General features: G+C 68.2%; 18 protein-coding genes and 7 pseudogenes. 19 read left to right on the top strand and 6 right to left on the bottom strand.

Going from position 1 to position 25,215, the window contains the following annotated elements:
* Positions 1–152 precede the first annotated feature (152 nt).
* Both ACQY0Z_RS31600 and ACQY0Z_RS31595 read left to right on the top strand, forming a co-directional pair.
* Positions 153–1,532: an ATP-dependent 6-phosphofructokinase gene (locus ACQY0Z_RS31600; protein WP_019527363.1), complete on the top strand. Its 1,380-nt coding sequence runs from the start codon at positions 153–155 to the stop codon at positions 1,530–1,532.
* A 152-nt stretch (positions 1,533–1,684) separates the two neighbouring features.
* Positions 1,685–2,287, top strand: a complete 603-nt coding sequence (locus ACQY0Z_RS31595; RefSeq protein ID WP_019527362.1) for a nitroreductase family protein — start codon at positions 1,685–1,687, stop codon at positions 2,285–2,287.
* 275 nt (positions 2,288–2,562) lie between these two features.
* Here ACQY0Z_RS31595 and ACQY0Z_RS31590 read toward each other — a convergent pair.
* A pseudogene (locus ACQY0Z_RS31590) lies at positions 2,563–2,873 on the bottom strand (IS30 family transposase); the annotation flags it as partial.
* 1,311 nt (positions 2,874–4,184) lie between these two features.
* Between ACQY0Z_RS31590 and ACQY0Z_RS31585 the strand changes: the two are divergent.
* From ACQY0Z_RS31585 to ACQY0Z_RS31575, 3 genes and pseudogenes are all read left to right on the top strand, one after another.
* Positions 4,185–4,736 carry a manganese efflux pump MntP gene (locus ACQY0Z_RS31585; RefSeq protein ID WP_026244199.1) on the top strand — a complete coding sequence of 184 codons (552 nt, stop codon included), beginning with the start codon at positions 4,185–4,187 and terminating at the stop codon, positions 4,734–4,736.
* Positions 4,737–4,949: 213 nt separating this feature from the next.
* Positions 4,950–7,187: a catalase/peroxidase HPI gene (katG, locus tag ACQY0Z_RS31580; RefSeq protein ID WP_439813203.1), complete on the top strand. Its 2,238-nt coding sequence runs from the start codon at positions 4,950–4,952 to the stop codon at positions 7,185–7,187.
* A gap of 969 nt (positions 7,188–8,156) precedes the next feature.
* Positions 8,157–8,539: pseudogene (locus ACQY0Z_RS31575) on the top strand (integrase core domain-containing protein); the annotation flags it as partial.
* Between the two features lie 53 nt (positions 8,540–8,592).
* Here the strand turns inward: ACQY0Z_RS31575 and ACQY0Z_RS31570 are convergent.
* Entirely contained in the window at positions 8,593–8,886 is a 294-nt protein-coding gene (locus ACQY0Z_RS31570) for a transposase (protein ID WP_254588152.1), read from the bottom strand.
* Between the two features lie 50 nt (positions 8,887–8,936).
* Positions 8,937–9,437 (bottom strand): helix-turn-helix domain-containing protein, encoded by a 501-nt coding sequence (locus tag ACQY0Z_RS31565; RefSeq protein ID WP_439813202.1) that lies wholly within the window; start codon positions 9,435–9,437, stop codon positions 8,937–8,939.
* Between ACQY0Z_RS31565 and ACQY0Z_RS31560 the strand changes: the two genes are divergently transcribed.
* A complete protein-coding gene (locus ACQY0Z_RS31560) occupies positions 9,436–9,747 on the top strand; it encodes a hypothetical protein (protein ID WP_051101727.1) in 312 nt (103 codons plus the stop codon). The two genes, ACQY0Z_RS31565 and ACQY0Z_RS31560, sit on opposite strands and share 2 nt — an antisense overlap.
* A gap of 405 nt (positions 9,748–10,152) precedes the next feature.
* Here the strand turns inward: ACQY0Z_RS31560 and ACQY0Z_RS31555 are convergent, their stop codons facing one another.
* Complete coding sequence (locus tag ACQY0Z_RS31555; RefSeq protein ID WP_019527358.1) at positions 10,153–11,832, bottom strand: PQQ-dependent dehydrogenase, methanol/ethanol family; 1,680 nt, start codon at positions 11,830–11,832, stop codon at positions 10,153–10,155.
* Between the two features lie 16 nt (positions 11,833–11,848).
* The gene (locus ACQY0Z_RS31550) at positions 11,849–12,304 is read right to left on the bottom strand and encodes an MSMEG_3727 family PQQ-associated protein (protein WP_019527357.1); all 456 of its coding nucleotides are present in this window, start codon (positions 12,302–12,304) and stop codon (positions 11,849–11,851) included.
* Between the two features lie 1,277 nt (positions 12,305–13,581).
* Here ACQY0Z_RS31550 and ACQY0Z_RS31545 point away from each other — a divergent pair.
* The 5 genes and pseudogenes from ACQY0Z_RS31545 to ACQY0Z_RS31525 all read left to right on the top strand — a co-directional run.
* Positions 13,582–15,030 carry a DNA-binding protein gene (locus ACQY0Z_RS31545; protein WP_189906880.1) on the top strand — a complete coding sequence of 483 codons (1,449 nt, stop codon included), beginning with the start codon at positions 13,582–13,584 and terminating at the stop codon, positions 15,028–15,030.
* Positions 15,023–15,211 carry a hypothetical protein gene (locus tag ACQY0Z_RS31540; protein ID WP_019527355.1) on the top strand — a complete coding sequence of 63 codons (189 nt, stop codon included), beginning with the start codon at positions 15,023–15,025 and terminating at the stop codon, positions 15,209–15,211. The genes ACQY0Z_RS31545 and ACQY0Z_RS31540 overlap by 8 nt, the downstream gene beginning before the upstream one ends.
* Before the next feature lie 353 nt (positions 15,212–15,564).
* Positions 15,565–16,215, top strand: a pseudogene (locus ACQY0Z_RS31535) (transposase); the annotation flags it as partial.
* Between the two features lie 191 nt (positions 16,216–16,406).
* Positions 16,407–16,475: pseudogene (locus ACQY0Z_RS31530) on the top strand (hypothetical protein); the annotation flags it as partial.
* 57 nt (positions 16,476–16,532) lie between these two features.
* Positions 16,533–16,721, top strand: a pseudogene (locus ACQY0Z_RS31525) (IS5/IS1182 family transposase); the annotation flags it as partial.
* Positions 16,722–17,306: 585 nt separating this feature from the next.
* Here the strand turns inward: ACQY0Z_RS31525 and rpe are convergent.
* Positions 17,307–18,002: a ribulose-phosphate 3-epimerase gene (rpe, locus tag ACQY0Z_RS31520; protein ID WP_437003041.1), complete on the bottom strand. Its 696-nt coding sequence runs from the start codon at positions 18,000–18,002 to the stop codon at positions 17,307–17,309.
* Positions 18,003–18,232: 230 nt separating this feature from the next.
* On the opposite strand from rpe, the gene hxlA reads away from it, so the two are divergent.
* The 8 genes and pseudogenes from hxlA to ACQY0Z_RS31480 all read left to right on the top strand — a co-directional run bounded on the left by hxlA (position 18,233) and on the right by ACQY0Z_RS31480 (position 25,208).
* On the top strand, positions 18,233–18,862 hold the full coding sequence (hxlA, locus tag ACQY0Z_RS31515) for a 3-hexulose-6-phosphate synthase (RefSeq protein WP_020700116.1): 630 nt from the start codon (positions 18,233–18,235) through the stop codon (positions 18,860–18,862).
* Between the two features lie 263 nt (positions 18,863–19,125).
* On the top strand, positions 19,126–19,407 hold the full coding sequence (locus tag ACQY0Z_RS31510) for a hypothetical protein (RefSeq protein ID WP_106432553.1): 282 nt from the start codon (positions 19,126–19,128) through the stop codon (positions 19,405–19,407).
* A 384-nt stretch (positions 19,408–19,791) separates the two neighbouring features.
* Positions 19,792–20,400: a GPR1/FUN34/YaaH family transporter gene (locus tag ACQY0Z_RS31505; RefSeq protein ID WP_189906983.1), complete on the top strand. Its 609-nt coding sequence runs from the start codon at positions 19,792–19,794 to the stop codon at positions 20,398–20,400.
* Between the two features lie 173 nt (positions 20,401–20,573).
* Positions 20,574–20,726 carry a hypothetical protein gene (locus ACQY0Z_RS31500; RefSeq protein ID WP_019527496.1) on the top strand — a complete coding sequence of 51 codons (153 nt, stop codon included), beginning with the start codon at positions 20,574–20,576 and terminating at the stop codon, positions 20,724–20,726.
* Positions 20,727–21,297: 571 nt separating this feature from the next.
* Positions 21,298–22,151, top strand: a pseudogene (locus ACQY0Z_RS31495) (formate dehydrogenase accessory sulfurtransferase FdhD).
* A gap of 657 nt (positions 22,152–22,808) precedes the next feature.
* Positions 22,809–23,624: pseudogene (locus ACQY0Z_RS31490) on the top strand (IS5 family transposase); the annotation flags it as partial.
* A 517-nt stretch (positions 23,625–24,141) separates the two neighbouring features.
* A complete protein-coding gene (locus ACQY0Z_RS31485; protein ID WP_381728493.1) occupies positions 24,142–24,792 on the top strand; it encodes a Chromate resistance protein ChrB in 651 nt (216 codons plus the stop codon).
* A complete protein-coding gene (locus tag ACQY0Z_RS31480) occupies positions 24,789–25,208 on the top strand; it encodes a YkvA family protein (protein ID WP_019527501.1) in 420 nt (139 codons plus the stop codon). Before ACQY0Z_RS31485 ends, ACQY0Z_RS31480 begins: the two co-directional genes overlap by 4 nt.
* Positions 25,209–25,215 lie beyond the last annotated feature (7 nt).

The following is a 25,215-nucleotide window of genomic DNA, read 5'->3' as shown; positions in this document are numbered from 1 at the left end:
GTCGCTGCAGATAGCCGTGCCGTGCTCATTCGCCGCTGTTCATCGGCTTGAGGGCGGGGCACACAGACGCCGGCACTGCACCGTGATCAAGGAAGCTCAGCCACGACTTTCTGCAGCTGCCGCACATACACCATCACGATTGAGGAGATTCGGTGACGTTGCACCTGGACGACCTTCGCGTGCGCCGCCTGGGCGAGTGCCGTTACGATTCGCCGTTCTCCGAGGTGCTCTCCACCAAGCAGACCTCTCCGCATTACGTTGCGGAAGGTGACCGCGTCCTGCTCGAGGACACGGTTTCCATGCTTACCGAGCACAGCCTTCCTCCCGACCGCGTTCCGAGTTTCGAAGCAGCCGGGCCGCGCCGGAAGATCTATTTCGACCCCGCGAACGTGACCGCCGGCATCGTCACGTGCGGAGGGCTGTGTCCCGGCCTCAATAATGTCATCCGCGGTCTCGTCCAAGAACTCTCTGTACATTACAAGGTCAAGCGGATTCTAGGGTTCCGGAATGGCCTCAAGGGCCTGACGGCCGAACACCGCAATGACACCATCGAATTGACGCCTGATCGAGTTCGCGACATCCACAACGCCGGCGGCACCATTCTGGGCAGCTCACGCGGTGGCCAGGACGCCGACGAGATGGTCGACAGCCTCGTCATGCGAGGCGTCGACATCCTGTTCGTCATCGGTGGCGACGGGGGGATGCGCGCCGCGACGTTCCTCAGCAAGGCGATCAGGATGCGCGGTCTCGACATTGCTGTCATCGGGGTGCCGAAGACGATCGACAACGACCTGCCCTTCACTGATCAGTCGTTCGGGTTCCAAAGCGCGTTCGCGCGGGCCACCGACTTCATATCCTCGGTCTCCGTCGAAGCTGCAGCCAGCCCGAACGGCGTCGGGATCGTGAAGCTGATGGGTCGCCACTCCGGGTTCATCGCAAGCTACGCTGCGCTGGCCGCCAATTCCGCAGACATCGTCCTGATCCCTGAAATCCCCTTCGCCCTTGGGGGAGCTGACGGCCTGTTGGCCCACGTCGAGCAGCACGTGCGGTCCAAGGGCTTCGTGGTCATCGTCCTCGCCGAGGGGGCAGGCCAAGACCTTTTCGAAAAGCACGGCCTGCATCAGTACAACGGTCGCGGAACCGATGCCTCAGGCAACGTCAAACTCGGCAACATCGGGGAGCTGCTCAAAGAGAGCATCACGGCCCACCTGACTGCGGTCGGCCTTGCCCCCTCGATGCGCTACATCGACCCGAGTTACGCAATCCGCAGCGTCGCCGCCAACGCTTATGACAGTGTCTACTGCCTGCGTCTGGCCCATGCCGCGGTGCACGCTGCCATGTCGGGGCGTACCGAAGCCGCTGTCGCGCGCTGGCGGCGACGCTTCGTGCATGTCCCGTTGTCGCTGATGACCAGCCGTCGCAACCAGGTCGACCCGGACGGTGACCTGTGGATGTCCGTGCTCGAAACCACCTGCCAGCCGGCCAGATTCGGTCCGGCGCCAGACCGTGGTGAGCTGCACCGGGTTTCGTAAGACGGCGCGGGCCGTGGTCCAGGCGGTGCGCAGGTCTTCCTGGCAGGCTTCGCAGTAGTCGCATCCGTACTCGGCGGGCTACGCAGCCGGGGGCGGAGTGGAGACGTCCCTCGGTGTGTACGCGCCCCATGAATCGAAGAAGGACAGGACGCATGTCGCCTCGCACCGCGAACACGGCCGTGGCCGTCCACCCGCTTCTCGCCGAGCGCTGGAGCCCGCGCTCGTTCGACGCGACCCACACGATCACCGACGAAGAGCTGGTGTCTTTGCTGGAGGCGGCCCGGTGGGCACCCTCCGCCCGCAACTCGCAGCCGTGGCGTTTCCTGGTCGGGCGGCGTGGCGACACGACGTACCGGCGCATCTTCGCCACCCTCGCGCCCGGCAACCGGCTGTGGGCAGGCAACAGCTCGCTGCTGGTCGCGGCGGTCGCGGCGGAGCGCCTCGAGAGCGGCACGCCGCACCCCGGCGCCGCATACGACACCGGGCTGGCGGTGGCCCAACTGTCGCTGCAGGCCCGCGCATTGGGGCTGCACGCCCACCAGATGGGCGGCTTCGACCCTGAGCGGCTGCGCACGTCGCTGGGTGTTCCGGACGGCTACCAGCCTCTTTCCATCACCGCGATAGGAGCCCTGGCCGCGCCGGAACTCCTCCCGCAGGAACTGCGGGACCGCGAAACCGCCGCCCGTGAGCGGCGCCCTCCTGCGGAAACCTTCTTCGCACAGAGCTGGGGCAATCCGCTTCCCGTCGGGCCCTGAACCTCGCCCCCTGCCCGTGCCCGCGTATCCCCCTTCGACCACCAACGCCGTATTCCGCGCTGTCCCAGGCGACACACATCGCAGGCATCCCAGCGGCCCGCCGGCCGCTGGGGCGTGGTGCAGCTCGGGCCGGCGCCGGACAACGCCGCCGTGGAGCCGTTCCCCTCGGTTCTCGAGGTCGAGTACGTCGGCCGACGCACCTTCGCCACGCGGGCGAGGCGAGGCTCAAGATCGCGACGTGGATCGCGGACTTCTGCAACAGGGTGCGGGCCGGCTGCCTCGGCGCCGCGGCCGGCCACGGCGGGCCTTCTTGACGCATGGCTCGACGCCGTGGCCGTCCATCCGCGGCAGGTGCAGCAGCATGGCGAACCGCGTCGTGCGCTCCACGAGCGCACCGCCCGCGGACCGGCCGGTGCCTGTTATCAGGTCGTCCTCCCCGTGTCCTGGGACCGCGCGATCCTCGGCAGGCCGCTCGTTGATCATCACCTCGGATGTGGCGTGACCGTTGGGGCGCCGCCGGGCGCCCGCGGGACCGCGGCATACGCCCGGTGCACAGGCAGGCGACCAGCTCGCGCTTGAGCGTGCCACTGACGTTGACCGATTACGCCAAAGCCGTGGTCTTCTGCTCGAGGCGTTCGTAGGGGGCCCTGCCGCCGGGGCCCCCGTGGGGGCGGGGTAGTTGCCGCAGTCCTCCCCTCGCGCAGCTTCTCGTCGAGGACTCGGCGTCGTCGATGACGACGTCCGTCGAGCAGCCGGTAGAACTCCTCGGCGTCGATGCGGTGAGAGCGTTCGACCTTGCCGTTCAGCCGCGGAGTGCGGGGCTTGGTGCAGGGTGCGGGCGATGCCCTTGTCGAGAGCGTGCCGGCAGAAGGCGGACAGGGACCCGGCGCGGTTCCCGCTGACTTCTTGGACGTGGCGTACCGCCGCCAGGCGCCGCTCGGCCTCATGGCCAAGCGGCGGAGTGGTGGGAGGGGACGTCGGCTTGTGGATCTCTGCAGTGACCGGAGCCCCAGGTGTCAACGATGACCGCCAGTTCCGACCGCCGGGAGACGGTCGACGGCGACCGGCTCGGCCTGCGCGCGATCTCCCGCCCCCTACCTCCTGGGCGTTGAGCCACGCGCTCTTCTCGCGCTCCTCGAATGACAGGTACCGGCCCGATGACGGGCTGCGCTTGACCGACGGCATGCGCCACTGCCGTCGCCCACCCTGTCGGTCTTCTCACGCAACACCTCCGCGACCAGGTGTTGCGACGACCACTGGAATCGACCTGCGCGCGCCGTGTGCCGTCGGTTCCCGTTCGTAGGCTCCAGGGTGCCGTTCGACACCGGTTACCGCCCGCTAGTGGAACGCAAGTTGTAACTCTGTTAAATCAAAGATACGGTTTCGAAAACGCGGAATTTCGAGACGCGGTCCTCGAAATTGCGCGGATCACGTTGCCCGATTTTCGCCCAGTCTTCGGGTACAGCCAGCAAGAGGAGGAAGTTATGACGTGGGAGACTCCGGAATACACGGTCATCGAGGTTTGCGCTGAGGCCAGCGGATACTTTTACCGGGGCTGACAGCCGGACTCAACGGGCCGTCCTGCCCGATTTCCCGTAGTCGCGGCAGGTGACTGAACCCTGCGACGGGACTACGTCTGCGTTGGCGCAAGGCCCCGGAGCATCGACAGCCCAGGGGCCTTGCGTCATTCGCTGGAAGCGGGTTCGACGTGCCACGTTCTAACGCCAATCGCATCCGTGATCGGATCCGCGAAGGTGCAGGGCTCAGGCGGGGTGCCCCGCAGCAATGCCGCACGTGGCCGGGGTTCCGGCCGGGAAGAGCGAGCACACCCCAGCAGCAAGTGAGTTCTGGCTACCGAAACAATCTGGATTGTCGTTGAATCTTTGGGGTGGTTCAGATGGCTCTCGAATTTATTCCGCTGGTAACGCTCGCTTTTGGGCTCAGTCTTGACAATTTTCGCTCGGCGATCGCCATAGGGACCATTCCGTTCGGCTGGCGCCGCGCCGTGCAGATATCCCTCATCTTCGGGATATTTGACACTGTGGGCCCGCTATTGGGAGGACTGGTCGGCCACTACCTGGGTGGTTTTCTGGGTGACTGGGCGGAATACATCGGGGCGGCCGCGCTGGGGGTGTACGGTCTGTGCTTCCTTGTCAGCGCGATCCGGAATCCGGAGCCGAAAGAGATGGACCATCCGTGGGTGACGCTCTTCGGCATGCCGCTCACACTGAGCATCGACAATTTCCTCGCAGGCACCGGTCTGGGGATCGCCGGGTTTTCTCTCGTGGTCCCGATGCTGACTTTCGGTGCCATGACGGTGGTCATGTCGTTGACCGGACTGTTCGTGGGGCGGATGGCCGCCAAAGTTGTCCGGATCCGTTCCGACTTGTTCAGCGGTATCTCACTCGTCGGGGCAGCGATCCTGCTGCCACTGGCCTTCAACGGCTGAACGGCGGGCGCCACCGCCGCGCCGGCCCGTTCTCCGGGTTCGCCCTGACCGGGTGCTGAAGCGCCCGGTCAGGGCGACATCCCTGTTCAGCATCTACAAGGGCGAATCGTCGGCCGCGGGCGGCCGGGCGAACCGTGGCCGCGGTGCCGGTCTCCCGACGCGATGCGCCCAGGCACCGACATCTCAGGCTCGGCAACACCTGGGAGGACTTCCATGCCCGAGAATCCCGACACCCACGTCTACCGCACCTACGACAAGGTCTTGAACGAGGGGCAGCCGGCGCGGCGGCGGAATCATCCGACGGCCAGTGGAAATCCCAACGACTGGTGGCCGGACCGGGTCAACCTGAAGGCGTTGCACCGGAACCAACCCGCAGGCAACCCTCTGGACGCGGACTTCGACTACGCCGAGCAATTCAATACCCTGGATCTCGACGAGCTGGCGCGTGATCTCGACGAGGTGATGACGACCTCGCAGGACTGGTGGCCCGCCGACTTCGGTCACTACGGTCCCCTCATGCTGCGCATGGCGTGGCATGCCGCGGGTACGTACCGCGTCAGCGACGGCCGGGGCGGTGCCAGCGCCGGGATGCAACGTTTCGCCCCGCTGAACAGCTGGCCGGACAACCGCAACCTGGACAAGGCGCGCCGGTTGCTCTGGCCGGTGAAAAAGAAGTACGGGCGCAAGATATCCTGGGCGGATCTGATGATCTTCGCCGGCAACCGGGCACTGGAGTCGATGGGCTTCAAAACGTTCGGGTTCGGCGGCGGCCGTGCCGAGGTATGGGAGCCCGACGAGACGTACTGGGGTCCGGAACGCAAGTGGTTGGCCGAAGAACGGTACAGCGGTCTGCACGAACTCGACGAGCCGCTGGCGGCCACCGAAATGGGCCTGATCTACGTCGATCCGCAGGGCCCGGCCACCAATCCCGACCCGGTCCTCGCCGCCCGCGACATCCGGGAGACCTTCAAACGGATGGGGCTGAACGACGAGGAAACGGTGGCGCTCATCGCGGGCGGGCACACCTTCGGCAAGACACATGGTCCGGCGGACCCGAACGTGACCGGCGGCCCCGAGCCCGAGGCAGCGCCCCTCACCGCGCAGGGCCTGGGCTGGCTCGGCGGGTACGGCAGCGGCAACGGGGCGGACACGGTCACCACCGGGCTGGAAGGGATGTGGACGCGCACGCCCGTCCAGTGGGACCACACCTTCCTCGAAACGTTGTACGAGTACAAGTGGGACGTCGAGCTCAGCCCGGCGGGCCTGTGGCAGTGGGTCCCGAGCGACGGCCAGGGCGAGGGCACCGTGCCGGACCCCTTCGACCCGGACAAGAAACACCACCCGGTCATGCTCACCACCGACCTGTCTTTGCAGCAGGACCCGAGTTACGACGCGATCGCGCGGCGGTTCCTGGAGCACCCGGACCAGTTCCAGGACGCGTTCGCACGGGCTTGGTTCAAGCTGACTCACATCGACATGGGACCGATCCAGCGCTACCTGGGGCCGCTCGTCCCGGCCGAACGGCTGATCTGGCAGGACCCGGTGCCCGAGCTGGACCACGGGCTCGTGGACCCCGACGACGTCGCCGCCCTCAAGCGCGAGATCCTCGGATCGGGGCTGACAGTCGCGCAGCTCGTCTCCACGGCGTGGGCGTCGGCTTCGACGTACCGCGACAGCGACAAGCGCGGTGGGGCGAACGGGGCGCGGATCCGGCTCGAACCGCAACGCAGCTGGCCGGTCAACGAACCTGAGCAGCTGGCTGTCGTCCTGTCCTCACTTGAGGCGGTCCAAGAGCGCTTCAACGCCTCCCAACGGGGAGACAAGCGGATCTCGATGGCCGACTTGATCGTGCTCGGCGGCTGTGCCGCGGTGGAAAAGGCCGCCGCGGCCAGCGGCCATGAGGTCGCCGTTCCGTTCCGCCCCGGGCGCACCGACGCCACCCAGGAGTGGACCGACGTCGAGTCGTTCGACGCGTTGCAGCCCACGGCGGACGCCTTCCGCAACTACCTTGGCAAAGGCTTCCGGATGCCGCCGGAGCACATGCTGGTCGACCGGGCCAGCCTGCTGACCCTGAGCGCGCCTGAGATGACCGTGCTGCTCGGCGGGCTGCGGGTACTCGGAGCCAATTACAGAGGTTCCTCCCTGGGTGTGTTGACCTCGGCGCCGGGGTCGTTGACGAACGATTTCTTCGTCAACCTGCTGGACATGGGGACGGTGTGGGCGCCGAGGCAGAACGGGCACGTCTGGACGACGATCTACGAGGGCCGCGACCGGGACACCGGCGAGGTGAAATGGACCGCGAGCCGGGTCGACCTCCTCTTCGGTTCGCACTCCGAGCTGAGGGCGCTCGCGGAGGTCTACGCGAGCGAGGACGCGGGCGAGAAGTTCGTCCAGGACTTCGTCGCCGCGTGGGTGAAAGTCATGGAACTCGACCGCTTCGACCTGCGCTAGGGGAAGACGGGCGAAGCCGCCTTGACCGGGGGTCGAGTGTGTACGTGGGGCAGGGGCGGGATGTGCGCGGCCTGCGTGACCGGCGCGTTTGGGCCCTGCGGGTTGCGCGCGGCACGGAGGACACCTGTTCGTCCCGGTCGCCGAAGGTCTTCCCGGGACGGGAACCCGGCGCGCTTGTGGCGGCGTGGTGTGCAGGTTGACGCGGTCGCGTCCAGCGGCCCCTTCGGCCTGCTGGATGCGCACGGCCTCGGCCGGGTCCCGGCGTCGGACCTTCACGGTGGGGATCGCCCGGCGAGATGCGGCGGATGTGAGGGGATGTCACGCGGCGGGTGAGGGCGATCGCCTCGGCCAGCGGGTCGCCGGCGGAGCGGTGGACCTGGCGGAGCGGGATTACCAGATCGGTCCTGTTCGCGGTGCCGGTGTCGGATACAGGGGTGGGGCGAGGCCGGGTGTGGCCCGTGGAGGTGCCGGGCTGCAGGCTGTGGGTGTCACTCGCTGGGGTCGGCTCGGCGGTGTTCAGGTCGGCCTGGTAGTCCAGGACGAGCGGCATGCCCTCTCGGGGAGGAGGCCGGTGACCGCGGCGTGCGCGGCACGCGGTCAACTGCTGCTCGGGGTGCGGCTTTGACAAGGTGACGTCCTCGGCCGTCTTGGCCGCCTTGACTCGGTGAGTGCTGGAGGCTGCGGCCGGCGATGAGCCAGGTCGCGGCATCGGGGTCATCGTCAAGAACGCGGCCTCGGCGCCGCTGGTGGCTTGCGGGATGCGCTCACCGCGCCGGATCCCCACGTCATCGCCGCCGAGCGCTACCCCGAGCGCGCGGACATGGACGTGCCGCGCGGTGCCGGCGGCCTGGGTGGCGTTGCCGTCCGTGCCGACGGCGGTGACAAGGCCGATCGCCCAATCCCGGTGCCGGTGCCGGTCTCGGGGGGCCTCCGAGGCGGCCACTGCTGCCTCGCCTGCAGCGAGATCACACGGACGAGAGGAAGGAAACCGCCACCGGCTTATGGGAGCCGTGCCCAAGCGTTCTTCACCCAGGCCGGGATCACCGTTGAACGGGTACTGACCGACAACGGCGCCTGCTACCGCTCACACGACTGGCGCGACACCCTCGCAGCGGCCGGGATCACCCACCAGCGCACCCGGCCCTACCGCCCGCCAGCCAACGGCAAGGTCGAACGCTTCCACCGCACCCCGCTCGACGAGTGGGCCTACGCCCGCCCCTGCCGGTCAGAAGCCGAACGCCGCCAAGGGTTCCCGCAGTGGCTGCACACCTGCAATCACCACCGCGGCACACCGCCCTGCAAGCCGACCACCCGCCAGCCGCGTCCCCCACCTCACGGCTCAGTACGCCTAGCGGGCTCGTGCACGGTAGGCGGTGAGGCGTCGATGGCGGCGGGGGCTCGGTGTTCACCTCTGCCGCGCCGACGTCAGGTCCCCGCTCTGCTGGTGGAACAGCAGACCGGCGACGGTCTGGTCGGTGTCGCTGGTGTGCTCGCGGCGGCCGAGGCGGCGGGTCAGAGCTCGCCAGTTCTTCAGGTGGGCGATGCTGTGCTCGAGGCGGATGCGTCGTGAGGATTGTGCCTTCCGCTGCCGCTCGCGTATCTCCTTGTACCAGTCGGGGGTGTTCTTCTTGAACTTGCGGTGCGGCGGTGTCAGCACCCGACCGCTGGTCTGCGCCGCCCGGGCCCTGGTAGCCGGCATCGGCGAGAAGTTTCCACGGCGGGCCCGTGGGCCAGGAGCTTGACCGGCCCTCACCGGCGGGCGTGGGTGATGTCCGCGCAGCTTCCGGGCTTGGTCGGGCTGCAGAACAGCACCCGGCCGTCCCCGTCCGTGAGCACCCATGGTCTTGGCGGCGTTCTGCTTGCTCCTGCCGGAGATGAACCTGTCCCGGTTCTTGCGCCCGGAGGCGGGATCTCGATGGCGTCGACGATCCCGGTCCTCCCCCTGGAGCCGAGGTGGTCGACGACCTCGGCCGGCGTCCGCAACCGCACGCCGGGACTGACGGTGCAGCCTCGCTCGGCGAGCAGGGGCCGCACTGCGCCGATGGCACGGGTGATGGTGGAGCGGTCTGCGCCGAACCCGCAGGCGAGCACGTCGTGCGGGGGCCCGTGACGGAGGTGCACGAGCGTGGCCAGGAGCCCGTCGACGAGGAGCAGCCGGTGCTTCGTGCCGGCACCGATCGCCGGCTTCCGTGGCCGGGACGCAAGTCTGGCCTGGTGCCGTTCGTGCCACAACGGGCCCAGGTCGGTCATGAGTTCGGCGATCGCGCCGGCCGAGAGGCCCGTGATCCTCCGGTCGCTGATGATCGCGATCGCTGCACGAGACGCGTTCGTCGGCCACACGGCGATGGTCGACGATCAGGAACTCGACGCCTCACGGCCTACCGTGCACGAGCTCGTCAGGGGGCTTTCCGCGGCCGCCGTCACCCGCCCGGTGGGAAGGCAGTTCTTCTCCGGAACCTTCTCCGTGCATGGGACGTACGGCTCGGCACAGCCGGCTTGCTGCAGGCTGCGGGGGCTTTTCAGCCTCGATACCTGTGCACGTCGCACACGCAGTACATGAGACGGCAGCTGAAGCACGGGGGCTTGTCGACGCACGTGATACAGGGCCCGCAGTGCACCGGTTCGGTGTGCCGCGCGTGATCGCCGGGTTCGTAGGCCTCTCCGCAGTAGTGGCACGGCCCACGCTCGGCAGTGTCCTGCTGGGGCACCGGCGGCTGGTTCATCAGATCACCTTTTGTTTCCTCAACTTGGCTTCCCCACGGCCGAGGTGCGGGGCGCAACATCCACCACCGGCGAGACTACGGCGGACCTGGCGTAGCCGTTCTCCTCGCCCGTCGGTGCGAAAACACTGGCCCGGTGATCGCGACGTCACCGGGACGACTCGATCACCGGGCGGGTGAGTGGGGAAACCACCGGGGAGTTACCTCGTGTCTCGCGTCCGTGCCACGTCAGTGGCACCGCCCTGTCACAGGGAGAACGTGATCACCGCGGCACCGTGGCCCTGACCGGACAGGCCGGGCACGATGCCTTCGAGCCAGCCACCCCAGCCGACCGGCACCGTGATGTACTGCTTGCCGTCGACCATGTAGGTACTCGGGCTGCTGTGGTGACCGCTACCGCACTGGAAGCTCCAGAGCTTCTCTCCGGTCTCGGCATGGAGCGCCATGAACTCGCCCGCGGGTGTTCCCGCGAACACCACGTTGCCCGCGGTGCTGAGGGTCGACGCGGCCATCGGCATGTCGAGCCGGTAGCGCCACTTCTCTTCACCGTGCGAGTCGAACGCGCTGACCGACCCGGCCATGTTGTCGATGTCGACCTCGACGGCGGCGCCCCAGTAGGGCATGCCTTCCTTGAACTCGCGACGGCGTCGGGTGGCGGTAGCACCCACGTCGGCCACCGGAACGTAGAACAGATCGTGGTCCGGGTTGTACGACGCGTGCGTCCATTCCTTCGCACCGGCGGGGCCGGGGAAGAAGTGGACGGGCTCGCCTTCCTTGTCCGGGTACTTCCGCGGGGTCACCTTGCCGTCACGGGTGATGACGCCCCAGTCGATCCGGTCGACGAACGGCGTGACGTGCTGCAGCTCGCCGTTGGTGCGGTCGAGGACGAACATGTACCCGTTCTTGTCGAAGTGGGCGAGCAGCTTCTTGCCGTCCCGCTCGAACAGGGTCATCTCCATGGTGGAGTCGTAGTCCCACAGGTCGTGGGGGGTGAACTGGTAGTGCCACTTGATCTCGCCGGTGTCGACATCCAGCGCGACCACGCTGTCGCTGTAGAGGTTGTCCCCCTCACGGACCTCGCCGTCGAAGTCGGGAGCCGGGTTGCCGGTGCCTGCGTAGTAGAGGTTCAGCTCCGGGTCGTAGGTTCCGGTGACCCAGTGGTTCGCGCCTCCGCGCTGCCAGGCCTCCCCGTCGGCGGGCCAGGTCTCCGAGCCGGGCTCACCCGGCTTGGGCACGGTGTAGGTGCGCCAGCGATGCTCACCGGTCTCCAGGTCCCAGCAGTCGATGTGGCCACGGACGCCGTACTCGCCGCCGGCGGAACCGGTGATGAGCGTGTCCTTGATGACCAGCGGAGCGATCGAAGCGCTCTCGCCCGCCCGCACGTCGCCGATGGTCTTCTGCCAGACCTTCTGGCCGTTGGTGGCGTCGATCGCCACCAGCTGGGCGTTCTGGGTCACCATGTAGACCTTGCCGTTGGCCACCGCACAGCCGCGGTTGACGTTGGCGCAGCACAGCGTCACGTCGAAGGGAATCGCGTGCTTGTAACGCCACAGCTGCTCGCCGGTCGTCGCGTCGAGCGCCCAGAGCCAGCCGTCCCAGCCGGTGACGAACATGACGCCGTCGACGACCAGCGGACAGGCCTCGAACGCGTAGGTCGAGGTGGAGGCCATCATGCCGGTCGCGCTCGCCTGGTGGATCCAGGCGACCTTCAGGTTTTTGACGTTCTCGGCGTTGATCTGGTCGAGCAGGCTGTGCCGCTTGCCGTCGTAGTCGCCGTAGTAGGTGATCCAGTTCTGCGGTTCGCTGCGCGCCTGGAGGATGCGCTCGTAGTTGATGCCGCGCGTCACGTCCGGAGCGCTGTGCGGCATGTTGGAGAGCTTGCTGTGGTTGAACGCCTCGCCGGCGTCGACGTATTCGACGGTCATGGTGGTTCCTACCTTTCTACGGCCGAGGCTGGGCGGGTCGGTCGAGCTTGGCTTCCGGCGGTACTTCGCCGGTCACGACGATGGCGGCGGTCAGTCCCCTGCCCTCGTCGTTGCCGGCCGGCGAGCCGTACCAGTAGTAGCCGGGGCCGTCCAGTTCGAGCGTCGCGCGGCCCTTCGAGTGGTTCACCAGACCGATGAACTTCCTGTCGCCGTTACTGGGCAGCAGGCAGGCGTGGGTGTTCTTGTCGTCGTTGATGATCGTCAGCTCGACGGTGCCGGCGTGCGGCAGCACCAGGACCGCGGGCTCCCACGCCATCGCATCCTCCGGGATGCGGATGGTCGCCTCCATCGTCCCGTCGGCACGCTCGGTTGCCTTGGCGATTGAGCCGGTCCCGAGCAGGGCACCCATGGTCGCCTTGTTCTGTCCGCCGATTTCGGCCAGGAGATCGGCTTGTTCCTGGGCAGTCGTCATCGGACTTCACCTCCTCGTGAGCAAGAAATGAAAATTCTGACGGGTTTTCACGGGACATGTCACCAACGGAAAGCGTCGGCTCGTTGACGGCAACGTCGGAAACTTTCAAGCGCTACGCCACCCCGGCACGCCATTCCGATATTCGTCGCCACGGCCAGCCCGAGCCCGCCGTTCCCCCGGCAGGAGATACCGTTCGTGTCAATCCTGTGCCTGGGTCCAGGTTTAATCCCTGGTGCGGTCAGACCTATGGCGGCAAATCGCTGTCTCGGGGGGTAGGCCACGGAGGCCACCTTCACCCCGCATACCGCTCCCACGCCCTGTGCAGCGTTGCCTCGCCATGACTGCGAGAGGCCGGGTCGAGCCAGCGTACCTGTGCCATGTAGGACCGCCTTTGGTCTGTTGCCAACCCGGACGGCACACAGGCGTTTGGTGCCGATGATCGCTCGTGTGCTGTACGTATCGGGCCGGGCCGCGTTGCTTGACCTTTGACGTAAATTAAACTGGCCCTCGCTTTGAGGACAAGCAGAGCGGGATGAGTGCGCGCGAACAACCTACGAACGGTCGTGAAGCGGAGATCATCGGTGGGCATCCACCCACGAGCGGTCGACATGCCTTCGCGTCGGCTTGAGGTTGTTCTGGCCGATGTTTTGACGATTGGTCAGGCGTTAAATGAGTTGTCCGCCTTTGTGACTTGGCGGCCGGCTGCTACAAGCAGGCCCGTTGATTCGTGCCCCTGCCTGCGCAAGCACGTGAGGCTCGCGCGCAGGCAGGGGCGGGTTTCGGCGTCTCGGAGCCGACGGTCCGGCGGCATGTGGACGAGAGACTCGAGGCCCTGGCCGCTTGGGGGGCCGAGTCCCCATGAAGCAGCCCTGCCGGTACGGACGAGGGCGGCTTCGTCGGCGAACGGGCACCGTCATCCCGTGCGGTACACAGGACGCGCCCACGACCTGACCGCAGCCGGCGCCCACGGCGTCTGGCGGGCATGCCTGGCCCGTGGCAGGTTCTGATCCCGGTCGGCCGGGCCCGCCCCGGCACCGCCGTCCGCCCCCCCCCTGCCGGGCCGCCGCGCACTCGTGCCCCCGCCGGATCGAGGTCCTGGCGGGCACTGCGCGCCGCACGTTCCGTTCATCCCGGCCAGCCGCGCCGTCCAGGCCTCCGCACTCTCACGACCTGCCCATACACACGATGAAGACCGCACACACGTCTTGAGATGTCGTGCGCCATACGGTTTCCTGCTCAGTGGTTGGGAACCGCTACGCCGGGCAACAAGGAGTCACATGACCGGGACAGTGCCACCGCTGGCGATCGCACCGAGCCGGCCCAGTGAGGACTGCCGTATGGCGGATGGCCCTCTGGTGGCTACCTCATCGGCGAGAGAAGTAGCTCGTGCATGGGAACGCTTCGCCGCGGGTGAAGACATTGAAACGGGCGTCCGGCCTGAGATCCTCGCTTCGTGGTACCGATGCCGTGACCAGTACGAAGTGGACCGCAAGTTGGATGCCGCACCGGCGGCGCCGGCCGACGTCCACCGAACCGACACAGGCGTGATCTTCACTGCGCTCGGCGGCCTCGGCGCCATGGCCGGCAAGCAAGTGGAACGGGACGACGCCGTCGTCACCGTTACGGACGGGGACGGGCGAGTCCTTGGGGCATGGGGCGACCCTACCACACAGCGGCGGGCAGAGTTGCACAATCTCGCCCCATGGTCGTCGTGGTCGGAGGAGTGCACCGGCACGAACGGAATGGGAACCTCGTTCGAGGTGTCCGGCCCGGTGACTGTGACGGGGCCGGAGCACTGGTGCGAAGCCTTCCACCAGTGGTCCTGCGCGGGCATTTCCATACGCGACGTGGTGACCGGCTCGCCGGTCGCGTCGATCAACATCTCGCGATGGAACGCACCGCTCCCCACGTCCATTGCATCGTGGCTGACGAAATCAGTCGCGTGCATCGAACAGGAGATTTACCGGCGCGCCGTCTACGAGGCGGACAAAGTATTCTCCGAGTTCAGGAAAAAATGCTCCCGGGTCACTGGTCCATTTATCGCGATGGACCGTGGAGGGAATGTGATAGCTGCAAACGAAGCAGCTGTCAGACTGCTCGGGCTGACTGACGAGCCCTCCGTTGTCGCGGCTGCGATCGAACCGGCACAGCGCTGGACCCTGGACATTTCAGGGCTTCCTGACGTGCTGCGGTGGGCCATGGACCAGGCGCAAGGAAGCGAACAGTGGAGCGGCTACGCGTGTCTGCCGGTGTCCCCGGGAGGGGAGGCCACTCCCCTGACCATGCGGCCCATCGTCGACTCGAATCACGTGATGGGCATGCTGTGTTTTCTGGGGGTGCAAGAGGGTGAACCTTACGTGGGCAGTCCGGAAGCATCGGTCAACCCGCTTCCTCAGCGCGTCATCGGAATGCGCAATGATCGGCTGGTCCTGCTCGCTCCGTCGGAGATCCGCTATGCCGAGGCGGACCGGAACATCGTGTGGCTGATCACGGAAAGGGGGAGGATCCAAGCTGCGACCCGCGGTCTCGACAATGTCGAGCGGTTGCTGACGTCTTACGGATTTCGTCGAGTACACCGGCGTTTTCTGGTCAACCTTCGCCGTGTGGCAGAACTGGAGCGGGGCATCAAGGGTGAGCTCTTCCTCATCATGAATGCTCGTTCCCATGAGGTCGTTCCCGTTTCGCGGCGCCACGCTCCGGAACTCAGGCGCATGCTCGGTGTGTGACCCCCCCGGTCTCGGTGTCCGGTTACTCCAGCCGGACTTCGAGTACTCGGGCTCGGCCGGCGGCACGGGCCTGAACCAGGTCGCCGTGCACTTCGCCTTCACCTCGTCCACCGGGCAGAGCCTGATCGGCCGGCGCCCGTACTTCACCAAGGAGCGGGCCGGCAACGAGGAACACCACTGACCGGTGTCCCCGACGAGCTGTGCCCCCGCGGCCAAGCCGCGCCTCGCGGCGGACCTACCCCACGCCGCATCCACCCATCAGGTCACCAGCCCACGAAGCTGAGCGTGATCAAGCCGCCGCCCGGCTGCCGAAGTCGGCCTTGCACCGGATGCGGAGACGGCACGGGCACAAGGGCTTACGCGACGTACGACTGGGCAATGACCGAGGCAACTACCGCTGCCCCGACGGGCGGAACCGGATGCAGGGACATCAGTACTGCTGGTCCGCCCTAACCGCTCCCCCGCAATGAGTTCTTCCCAACCTGGTGCGGCAGCTCGGTGGTTGGACTGACAACGTGGTGAAGCCCCTGGTAGATGGGTTTTCGACCAGGAGAACCGTCTCCACCAGAGGCTTCGCCTGCTTGTCCACCCCTCGGGCATCGAGGTGCCGGCTCTGCCCTGCGCTTCCTGGCCGCTCGTCCGCGGCAGCACGTGAGTGCGCGGGTTTCTGCTCCCTGGGGTGCACCGTCTGCTGGTGTCTGCTGTCTGCTCAACTGGCAGGCCACCGCGCAACTGTCCGGGGTGGACGGGCAGTTCGCTCCAGGGGGCACGGTGGCCTTGTCCCAGCACGACCTGCTTCGCCTGCGTGAGCCGCTGCGTTGGGCAGATGGTCTTGAACTCGTCCGCGGGGCCGCCGAGCGGTTGCTGCAGGAACTGATCGAGGCCGAGGCGGGTGTGAGGTTCGGTGCCCAGTGGAACGAGCACACCGCCACCGGCACCACCTGGCGCAACGGGCACCGGGAGAAGACCGTGACCCACGCAGGGGCGGCTGCCTCGAGTTCGCGATCCCGAAGCTGCGGGCCGGGAGCTTCCTCTCCCAGCCTGCTGGAGCGCCGGCGGCGCATCGGCCGGGTTCTCTGCGCGGTCGTCATGGAGGCCTACGGGCACGGCGTCTCCGCCCGCTCGGTCGGTGACCTGGTCAAAGCCCTGGGCTGCGACACCGGCATCTCCCAGAGCGAGGTCTCCCGGAGCTGCGCGGACCTGGACGAACAGCTCGACACCTTCCGGACGCGCCCGCTGGACCACACCCCGGCTTCCCGGCCTGTTCCTCGACGCCACTTACGTCAAGGCCCGTGTCGACCACCGCAACGCCCCCCAGGCGATCGTCATCGCCGCCGGGGGCCGCCCAGGACGGCAGCCGCGAGGTTGCCGGTGTCATGGCCGGCGACAGCGAGACCGAAGGGTTCTGGGCCCAGTTCCTGCGCGAACACGGGCTGTGCGGCGTCCGACTGGTCATCTCAGACGGCCACAGCGGCCCGGTCACAGCGATCCGCAAGGTGTGCCAGGTCCTCACAGATCTTTTCGGTCGGCTGCTGGGGGCCTCGCCGGCCTTGCCCGGTGCCGTCCATGACGTCCGTGCGGCCCGCGAACACGGCATCGTCGACGCGCTCGCCGAGGCCGGCGTCAAGTGCTCGGCGGACAAGGCGTACCGAGGTGCCGGCGGCACGGTGGGCACCTCCTGCCGGGCTCGTTGATACAGGACGGCAGGCTTCAAGATGGTTGCCGCATCGCTGAGTTCACCGGTCCGAACGCCCGTGGGGGCCGGCTGGGGGATGCGGCTGATCATCCGCCGGGGGCGGCAACTGCATCCGCACCGCCACGGCCATGGGGCGGCACAACCTTCCCCCCGGCAGTCATGGCACATCGATATGGCTCCGATGCTCGCCGCGAACCTCCGGGCCGGTCTCCCAGCCCGGCTCCGCCTGCTGCCTTCGGCACGACAACAAGGACTTGGCGAACGTCGCACCGAAACCATGCGTGTGCGCCTGTGCCGCCTGCCTGCCCGTGTGGCCTGCCAGGCTGGAGGTCACTGTCTGCGCATGGTGCGGACCTGGCCCTGGGCAGCGGCGTCCACCGTCCGCTGCGGACGGCTCACCCAGCTGCCGGCCGTCACCTGACGGCCGGCGTCGTCCCCGGCAAGGAGCAGGAAAGCGGCGGCCTCGCGATCTTTTCGGACATGACGGGCGCCCCGCCGGTTTGGTCAGCGATCGCCCGTCGCTGACGGATCGAGGGCATGACTCAGCAGTGTCTGTCTGCGGCTGCCGTATCGATGACAGTCAACGCTTGGTACGCGCGGCAAGGGCCTCCACCTGGCTGCGCAGCCGTTCCACGGCCTGTGCCGGATCCTTGGCGGCGTAGACGGCCGACCCGGCCACGAAGCAGTCGACACCGGCCTCGGCCGCCTGCTCGATCGTGTCGGTGTTGATGCCGCCGTCGATCTCCACCACCAGGTTCAGATGGCCGGTGTCGACCATCGTTCGGGCCTTGCGTACCTTGCCGAGGACCTCGGCGATGAATTTCTGGCCGCCGAAACCGGGCTCCACGGACATCACCAGCAGGGTGTCGTAGTGTCTGAGGACATCGACGTAGGGCTCCAGGGGCGTGTTCGGCTTGATCGCCAACCCGGCCTTGGAGCCTGCGGCCCGCAGGTTCTTCGCGAGCATGACCGGATCGTCGGCGGCCTCGACGTGCACCGTGACGTTGTAGGCACCCGCTTCCGCGTAACCGGTCGCCCAGCGATCCGGGTTCTCGATCATCAGGTGGCAGTCCAACGGTAGGTCAGTGGTTGCCAGCAGCGACTGAACGACCGGCAGCCCCAGGGTCAGGTTCGGCACGAAATGCGCGTCCATGACATCTACGTGCAGCCAATCCGCTCCTCGACCTGGTGGTCCTTTCACGGCAGCCACCTCGTCGGCGAGCCGTGCGAAGTCGGCGGAGAGTATGGACGGAGCGATCAACGGTTGGTTCGACACGACGCCAAGCCTAAAGCTCCGGCGGTGACGGGTGGTTATTTATTGTGCGCATCACGGGATTGTGCTTTCGCATGACGCGGGGTGTTGCCGGGTTTTGGGCGGTGGGCAATTGTTGTGAGGGTTGGTAACCGATCTTGTGCTCGGTGGCGGGTGTGCGGATGTCCATGCCCTTAGCCCGAGGTGTGTACCGACGTGTGCGGAGCACCGTCTTCACCGATGAGGAGAATGTAATGCAGTTGCAGGTTGCGCTGGATGTCCTTGACCTTCCCTCGGCGCTGACTCTGGCGAATCAGGTGTCCGAGCACGTGGACATCCTCGAGCTGGGGACGCCCCTGGTGAAGTCCGTGGGCATCGGCGCGGTGAGCGCGATCAAGGCCGCGCACCCGGACAAGCTGGTGTTCGCCGACCTGAAGACGGCCGACGCCGGCGAGCTGGAGGCCACTCTTGCGTTCGAGGCGGGAGCGGACCTCATCACGGTGATGGGCGCGGCCGACGACGACACCGTGCGCGGGGCGGTGTCGGCCGGCCGCAAGTACGGCAAGAGCGTCGTCGCCGACATGATCGCCGTGGTGGACGGCCGGGTGGAGCGGATCCGCGAAGTGGCCGAGCTGGGCGTGACGTTCGTCGAGATCCACGCCGGCCTCGACGAGCAGGCCCGGCCCGGCTACACGATCGACACCCTGCTCGAGGACGGCCGCCGGGCCGGCGTCCCCTTCTCGATCGCCGGCGGTGTCGGCATCGGCACCATCGCCTCCGTCCGGGAAGCCGGGGCCACCGTGGCCGTGGCCGGCGGAGCGATCTACAACGCCCCGGACCCGGCCGCGGCCGCCTACGAACTCAAGAAGCGCGCAACCGCCTGACACGACCGGCACGTTGTGTGCCGGGCAGTAACCCGGCACACAACGTGCCGGACCGGTCTGAGCATCCCGGCTTCACGGCCCAGGGCGCGTCGTGTTCCGCACCGTTCTGATTCGATTGATTCGTGGTGTTTTTGGATCTGGTTGCGGCCATGGAGCAAGACCAGTCTTCAGCTGTCCGGCCTGCCGGCAGCCGGAAATGGTCGCCGTTCATGAGGCTCTGGTGAGCCGCTTCGGGAGACTTGAAGAGGGAAAAGGGAGTCGGCGTGAAACCCCATGAGTCATGTGCGCGGTCCGATCGGGTGCACGAGGCCAACTGTTCCCTCCTGCGGCTGGCCGCGGGAGTACTGCGGATGCGCTCCGCGCATTTCAGCCGAGACACCGGTCTGTCCCCGGCCGCGGCAGACCGGCTGGCAAACGTCTTGGAGGGTGTCGCCGAGGGGCATTCCGCCTTTGACCAGATCGATCCGGATGAGGCGATCGCCCTGGCGCATCGCCTGGTTGACGACGACCATCCTGAGTTGTCAGGAATGTGGCCCACCCGGTAGGGCGGTCGCAGGTCTCACCGGGCACGCACGGGCCGGTGGCCGTGGCTGAGACCTCGGATCGATACGGTGGCTGTCTTCCCTCACGAAGACCGCCCCGGGCGAAGTGAACGAGACGGCCGGTCATGACTGCGGCGACGACGCTCTCGCCGGACACCCCCAGGCACCTGCTCGCATCGCAGGTGGTCTCACGTCGCGGGGCGAGGGCGTTCTTGACGCCGGCTGCAGCCATGTCCCTCGCTTCGGCCCTGCGCTGGTGAGCGAGCTCGGCGCGGAAAGCGGGTGGTGCCGTGGCGTCCCCTTGCTTCCACCAACAACCGGCCGATAAAGGACCGCCGCCCAGTTGACAGCACTGGGAATCACTCGCAGCTCGACGAGGAGCACACGATGACCGCTGCCGCTGAAGCCCCCGCCCGGCCCGCGCTCGCGGGCGACCCCGCCCTGATCGGCGTGCCCACCTTCGTCGTCGGGGCGGTCGCGCTCGGCCTGGTGCTGACCGGGTACGTTCCGGCCGGCGCCGTCGGTGCCTCGGTCGCGATCATCCTGCCCGCGACCGGCCTGGGCCAACTCGTCGCCGCGGTGTGGGCAGCGGCACTGGGCCAGAACGCCACCGCCGCCGTCTTCGGCGTGTTCAGCGGGTTCTGGCTCAGCTACGCGGCACTTGTACTCGGCCTGATCCACGGCTGGTTCGGCATCTCCGGCGACGCGGCGGTCGCCACGCAGGGCCTGTTCCTGATCTCCTGGCTCGTCACGATCGTCGTGCTGACGCTGGCCACCCTGCGGTTGCCCGCCGCGTTCACACTGCTGTTCACGTTGATCGACATCGCGCTCGCGCTCGTGCTGTACGGCACGGTGAGCGCCTCCGCGGCTGCCGCCGCCGCGGGCGGGTACGTCGTGTTCGCGTTCACCGCGGTGGGGGTGTACATGTTCGCCGGCGCGCTGTTTGCCGCGACGGGCGGCAGGCCGCTGCCGCTGGGCCGTCCGGTGCTGAGCTGAGCGGACACCGGGTGGGCGGCTCAGGTTGCCCGCAAGCAGCCCGGCACGGTCGACGCAGGCCCGTGAGGGTCGTGAAGTCGTCGTTCACACCTCGTTGACAGCAGAACAGGGCCATGGGTCACCCGCCCGGTGCATCTCTTGCGAGAGGGATGAGCAGACGAAGGGAAAAGGCCATGCGCTTCGAAATCGTGCGGCTCGACGACGTCGACGGCACACCCGTGGAAACCACCGTCGTGGACGCCGCCTCCGTCAGCCGTATCGTTCAGCAGGCCGCCGCCCTCGGACAGCGGCTGTGGATCCGCCCGGTCGAAACCTCACACTCATGACCAGCAAAGCCCCTCCCCCATGCGGTTGAGACCCCCCTACCACCGGTTCCCGGTTCCCCCCCGACCCGGTCATCAGCAGGTTCACACACGTGGCGGAGAAAGCGGAGCCCCTCCCCATGCGGTTGAGGACCCCCCTACCACCGGTTCCCGGTTCCGCCCCGACCCGGTCATCAGCAGGTTCACACACGTGGCGGAGCAAGCGGCCGCAGCGGTGAGCGCGACCCGAAGACCCTGGTGACGAGCGCCCGTCCGTCACGCCGCCCAGGGCGTGTGCGCCCGGCATACCCGCCGTCACACACGCGATCCAGCAGTCACTGGGGCAGACCTCGGTGCGGCGCACAGCGCTGACGCTGCTGAACGTCAACCAGGCGGACGGTTCTCGGCGGTGGAACGCCTCGCCCCGGGCCTTTCGGTCGTCTCGTACCCCACGCCGCCGCCCGGCTCCGCCGCCGCCTGCTACCCGAAGACCACCAACGTCCTGGTTCCCCTCGACAGCGTCGCCGACACCAGCAACACCCCCCGCCTCAGAGTGTCATCGTGCGTCCGGAGCCTGTACGGGAGCGGACGGGGCATGGGCCGGGTGACAGCTCGGCGTCGCGTCCCTGCGCGCCCGGGGCGGGAAGACCGCGTACCGCCCGGACACCTCGGCCGTGGAAGAGCCGATGGAGATACCGGCCGCCGACCGCCCGCGCGTGGTGACCCTGCGCACCCCCGGCGACGACTTCGACCTCGCGGCCGGTTCCCTGATTGAGCGAAGGCGTGGTACCGGCGGCAGAGCGCACCAAAGTCCGCCGCCCAGGTGCCGCGGCGGACGGCGCCACCACCTGCACCAGCGTCGACGCCGTCCTGGCCCCACGGGCCGCACCTCCCGACACCTCACTGGAGCGGAACTTCTCCACCGCGTCCTCCTGTGGCCTGTGCGGCAAGGGCCGGCCCCGGCCCCGTGCGCACCACCGCCGCCTGGAGCGTGGCCGTTGACAGCCCGGTGCACCGAGCCGTCAGACGCCGGCCGTTCCACCCCAACGCCTGCGGGCGGCGCAGCGCGTATCCGGGCACCAGCGGCGGGCTGCACACCGCCGGCTCTCTTCACCACCGAGGGCGCGCTGTGGTGCCTCAGGCAGGACACCGGCCGCCACAACGCCGTCGACAAGGGTCGTCGGCCACGGCCTGCGCTCCGGCATGCTGCCGCTACGCGGAAGGGTCCTCATGGTGAGCGGCCGTTTCCTTCGAACTGGTAGGAAGGCCGTGACGGCGGGCATCGCGCTGCTGGCCGCAGTCTGGGCCCCCTCCTCGCCGGCCGTCGCTCTCGCAGCCGAGAGCGGGCCGGCACTCGCCGGCTTCCTGCGCGGCACGTCCGTGAACGTATACGCGGGCCACGAACGCGTTCTCGCCGCACGAGCAGACGCGCTTGAGCAGCACCGCTGATGGAGGCGTTCGTGTGGCCGGAGGCGGCGGCCGCGGGAGACCTCACGCCCCGGCAGCCGCGCACGTACGCGCTCATCGCCTGTGCCGAGGAAGCGAGGCATCGCGCTGACCGAGGCGGAGTCGGCTGCCGATGCGGAACACAGAGCGCGGCAGCAGGAACGAGGGCTCCGCCCGGCCGCCGTACAACGGACCGCGGTTGGCCATGAGCGCGCAGATCTACGCCGTGCTGAAGCCGGTGTGCCTGCGTCTTGAGCGGGTGGACAACGCATCGCCGCGCGGAAGACCGCCCGTGAGGCGGGCCGTCGTCTGCGTCCAGGCATGCCCCTGGGCGGCTTTGTCACCGGCCGAACCGCCCGGTTCGCCGGCGTGATGCACTTCAGACATCCGCGACCCGGGCCGGCGGCTGCTCGGGGCGGCGCTGCCGCGGCGGGGGCTGCGGGCACCTGGACTGCGCGTCCGGGACGATGCGGCCAACCGGCCCCAGGTGCGACGTGTACGTCGAAGCCGCCGCCGGCCGTGCCGCGGCCCGGCAACGTGCCCCGCGCATCGAGCAGGGGCCTGTGCCCCGAACACGCAATCCGTCACGGCCCAGTCGGGTGCCGTGGAGGAGCTGACAGAAGGCCCCGCTGAAGCCATGTCCCCTTCCTTGAGCGCTCGTTGAACGAGGCCTGGGGAAGGGGAACGGTCCGCCGTGGGTGGTGTCGGATGACCTGTGGGGGCGAATCGGGCCGCTGCTGCCGGTCAGGCAGCGCCGCGCACGCAATGCTGGACGGCTGCCGCTGGATGATCGCCGCTGCCTGCAGGGCATCCTGTTCGTGCTGCACACCGGGATCCAGTGGGAGTGGCTGCCACAGGAGCTCGGCTTCGGCCCCGGGATGACCTGCTGGCGTCGGCTGCGGGACTGGCGCACGAGGTCGGCGTGTGGGACCAGCTGCACCAGGTACTGCTGACCGAGCTGCACCGCGCCGGGAAGCTCGACTGGTCCCGGGCGGTGATCGACGGCTCGCACCGCCAGGCCCGTCGGGGCGGCCCAAGACCGGGCCGAGCCCGGTCGACCGCACCCGGCCCGGCTCGAAGCACCATGTCATCAACGACGCTCACGGCACCCCGCTCACCGTCACGTTGACCGGCGGCAACCGCCACGACGCCCAACTGATGCCCTGCTGGACGCCATTCCCCACATACGAGGGGCGACCGGCCGCCCGCGCCGCCGACCCAGGCAGTCGTACGCCCACGACTACGACTACGACAAGTGCCGCCGACTGCTGTGGAAGCGCGGCATCAAACCCGTGATCGCCCGCCGGGGTGTGCCACACGGCTCCGGTCTGGGCACGGTGCGGTGGGCGGCGGAGCGCACGAACGCATGGATCCACGGATTCCGACGGCTTCGGATCCGGGTGGGACATCCGGGATGACATCCATGAGGCGTTCCTCAAGCTGGCCTGCTGCGTGATCACCTACAGACGCGTCCGAGCATGGTGTCAGCTCCTCTTAACCGCCTGCGAGTTGGACGACCTGATCCAGGGTCCTGTCGTGGTTCCGACGACACGGGAACCCATGGTCCGCCGCGGGGCTATGGCGGTGACGGCGGCAGGCGGATCTTTCTGACCGGTCGCGTCCTCGGGGACGTCCTGTGCAGGCCCTGCCGCGAGGAAGCCGCCGCCTCGGCCGGCAACACCCCCGAGACCCTCGCCGCCAAGGCCCAGACGGCGACCTGCCTCCGGCATCGACGGCAGTGTCCCGTGCCACCGGGCAGGTGTGACCGGTCGAGCCCGGGCGCGCGATGAACCGGCCGGACGGGGCGTCATTACGCGGCCAGGCGTCCGTCAGGACGTATGGAGAGCGCGACCCCACCGACCGGTCGGCATGTTACACCCGTAACGGCAGTCACACGCCGGCCCTCACTCGGTGCCGGGAATTTCACGCCGTACAGGCCCGAATGGCGAGGAGACGCCTCCGGTGCGGCTGTTACGGACGTATCATTGCGGGCGTGACGGGTGACGAAGACAACAGGCCGGGTCCGCAGCGGAAAGAAACGGCAGCCGAGGATGCCTGGCTGCTGGTGGCGGTGAGCACCGCAGGCGGCGCGGATTCCCTGCGCGTGCACGTGTGGCGCAAGCTGCGCGGGCTGGGGGCGGTGTACGTGCAACAGTCGGTGTGCCTGCTGCCCGACCGCCCGCCGGTCGCCGCAACTGTACGCAAGCTGGCGGACAAGGTACGTGCCGGCGGCGGCACCGCCCGCTGCCTGCACCTGACCCTGACCGACCCGGTCGAGCGCGGCGAGCTGATCGGCGAGTTCCGTGCATCCGTCACCGCCGAGTACAGCGAGGTCCTGCAACGCCTGCCTGCCTTCTTCACCGAGATCGAGACCGAGACCGCCAAGGGACACACCACCTTCGCCGAGGTCGAAGAATCCGAGGCCGACCTGGCCCGCTTCGAGGCATGGGTAGCCAAGATCGAGGCCCGCGACTACTTCGCCGCCCCCATCGGCGCCGAGGTCCGCGCCGAACTCGACCGCGCCCGCAAGGCCATGAAGGCGTTCGAGGCCGCCGCCCTCGCCGCCGAGACGGCTCCCCACACCGGCACCGGGCACGGCGCGCTCCAGCCGGACGCCGCCGAACGACAAGGACACCGCCCGTGAACACCTGGCTCTCCATCGCCCTCGCCGCCGCCGGCGGCCTGCTGCTGGCCTGGCTGCTCGTCATCGCCGCCCTGCTGACCGTCCGGCCGCGCGGCAGCCTGCTCACCGAGGCCGTCCGGCTGCTGCCCGACCTGCTGCGGCTCATCCCCCGCCTGGCCCGCGACCCGAGCCTGCCGCGCGGGGTGCGGGTCCGGCTGTGGCTCCTGCTGGCCTACCTCGCGATGCCCATCGACCTGGTGCCCGACTTCATCCCCGTCCTGGGCCACGCCGACGACGTCATCGTGGTCGCCGCCGTCCTGCGCGCGATCGTCCGCCGCACCGGCCCACAGGCCCTCAACCGCCACTGGCCCGGCACCGACGACGGCCTCGCCGCCGTGCGCCGCCTCGCCGGCCTGCCCGCCATGACGAACCCGTAAAAGCCGT

This window comes from Streptomyces sp. P9-2 (assembly GCF_051903975.1).
In the GTDB taxonomy this organism is placed as follows: Bacteria; Actinomycetota; Actinomycetes; order Streptomycetales; family Streptomycetaceae; genus Streptomyces; species Streptomyces cellulosae.
Note: the sequence above shows the minus strand (reverse complement) of the source record. Positions and strands in the feature narration are given on the sequence as shown.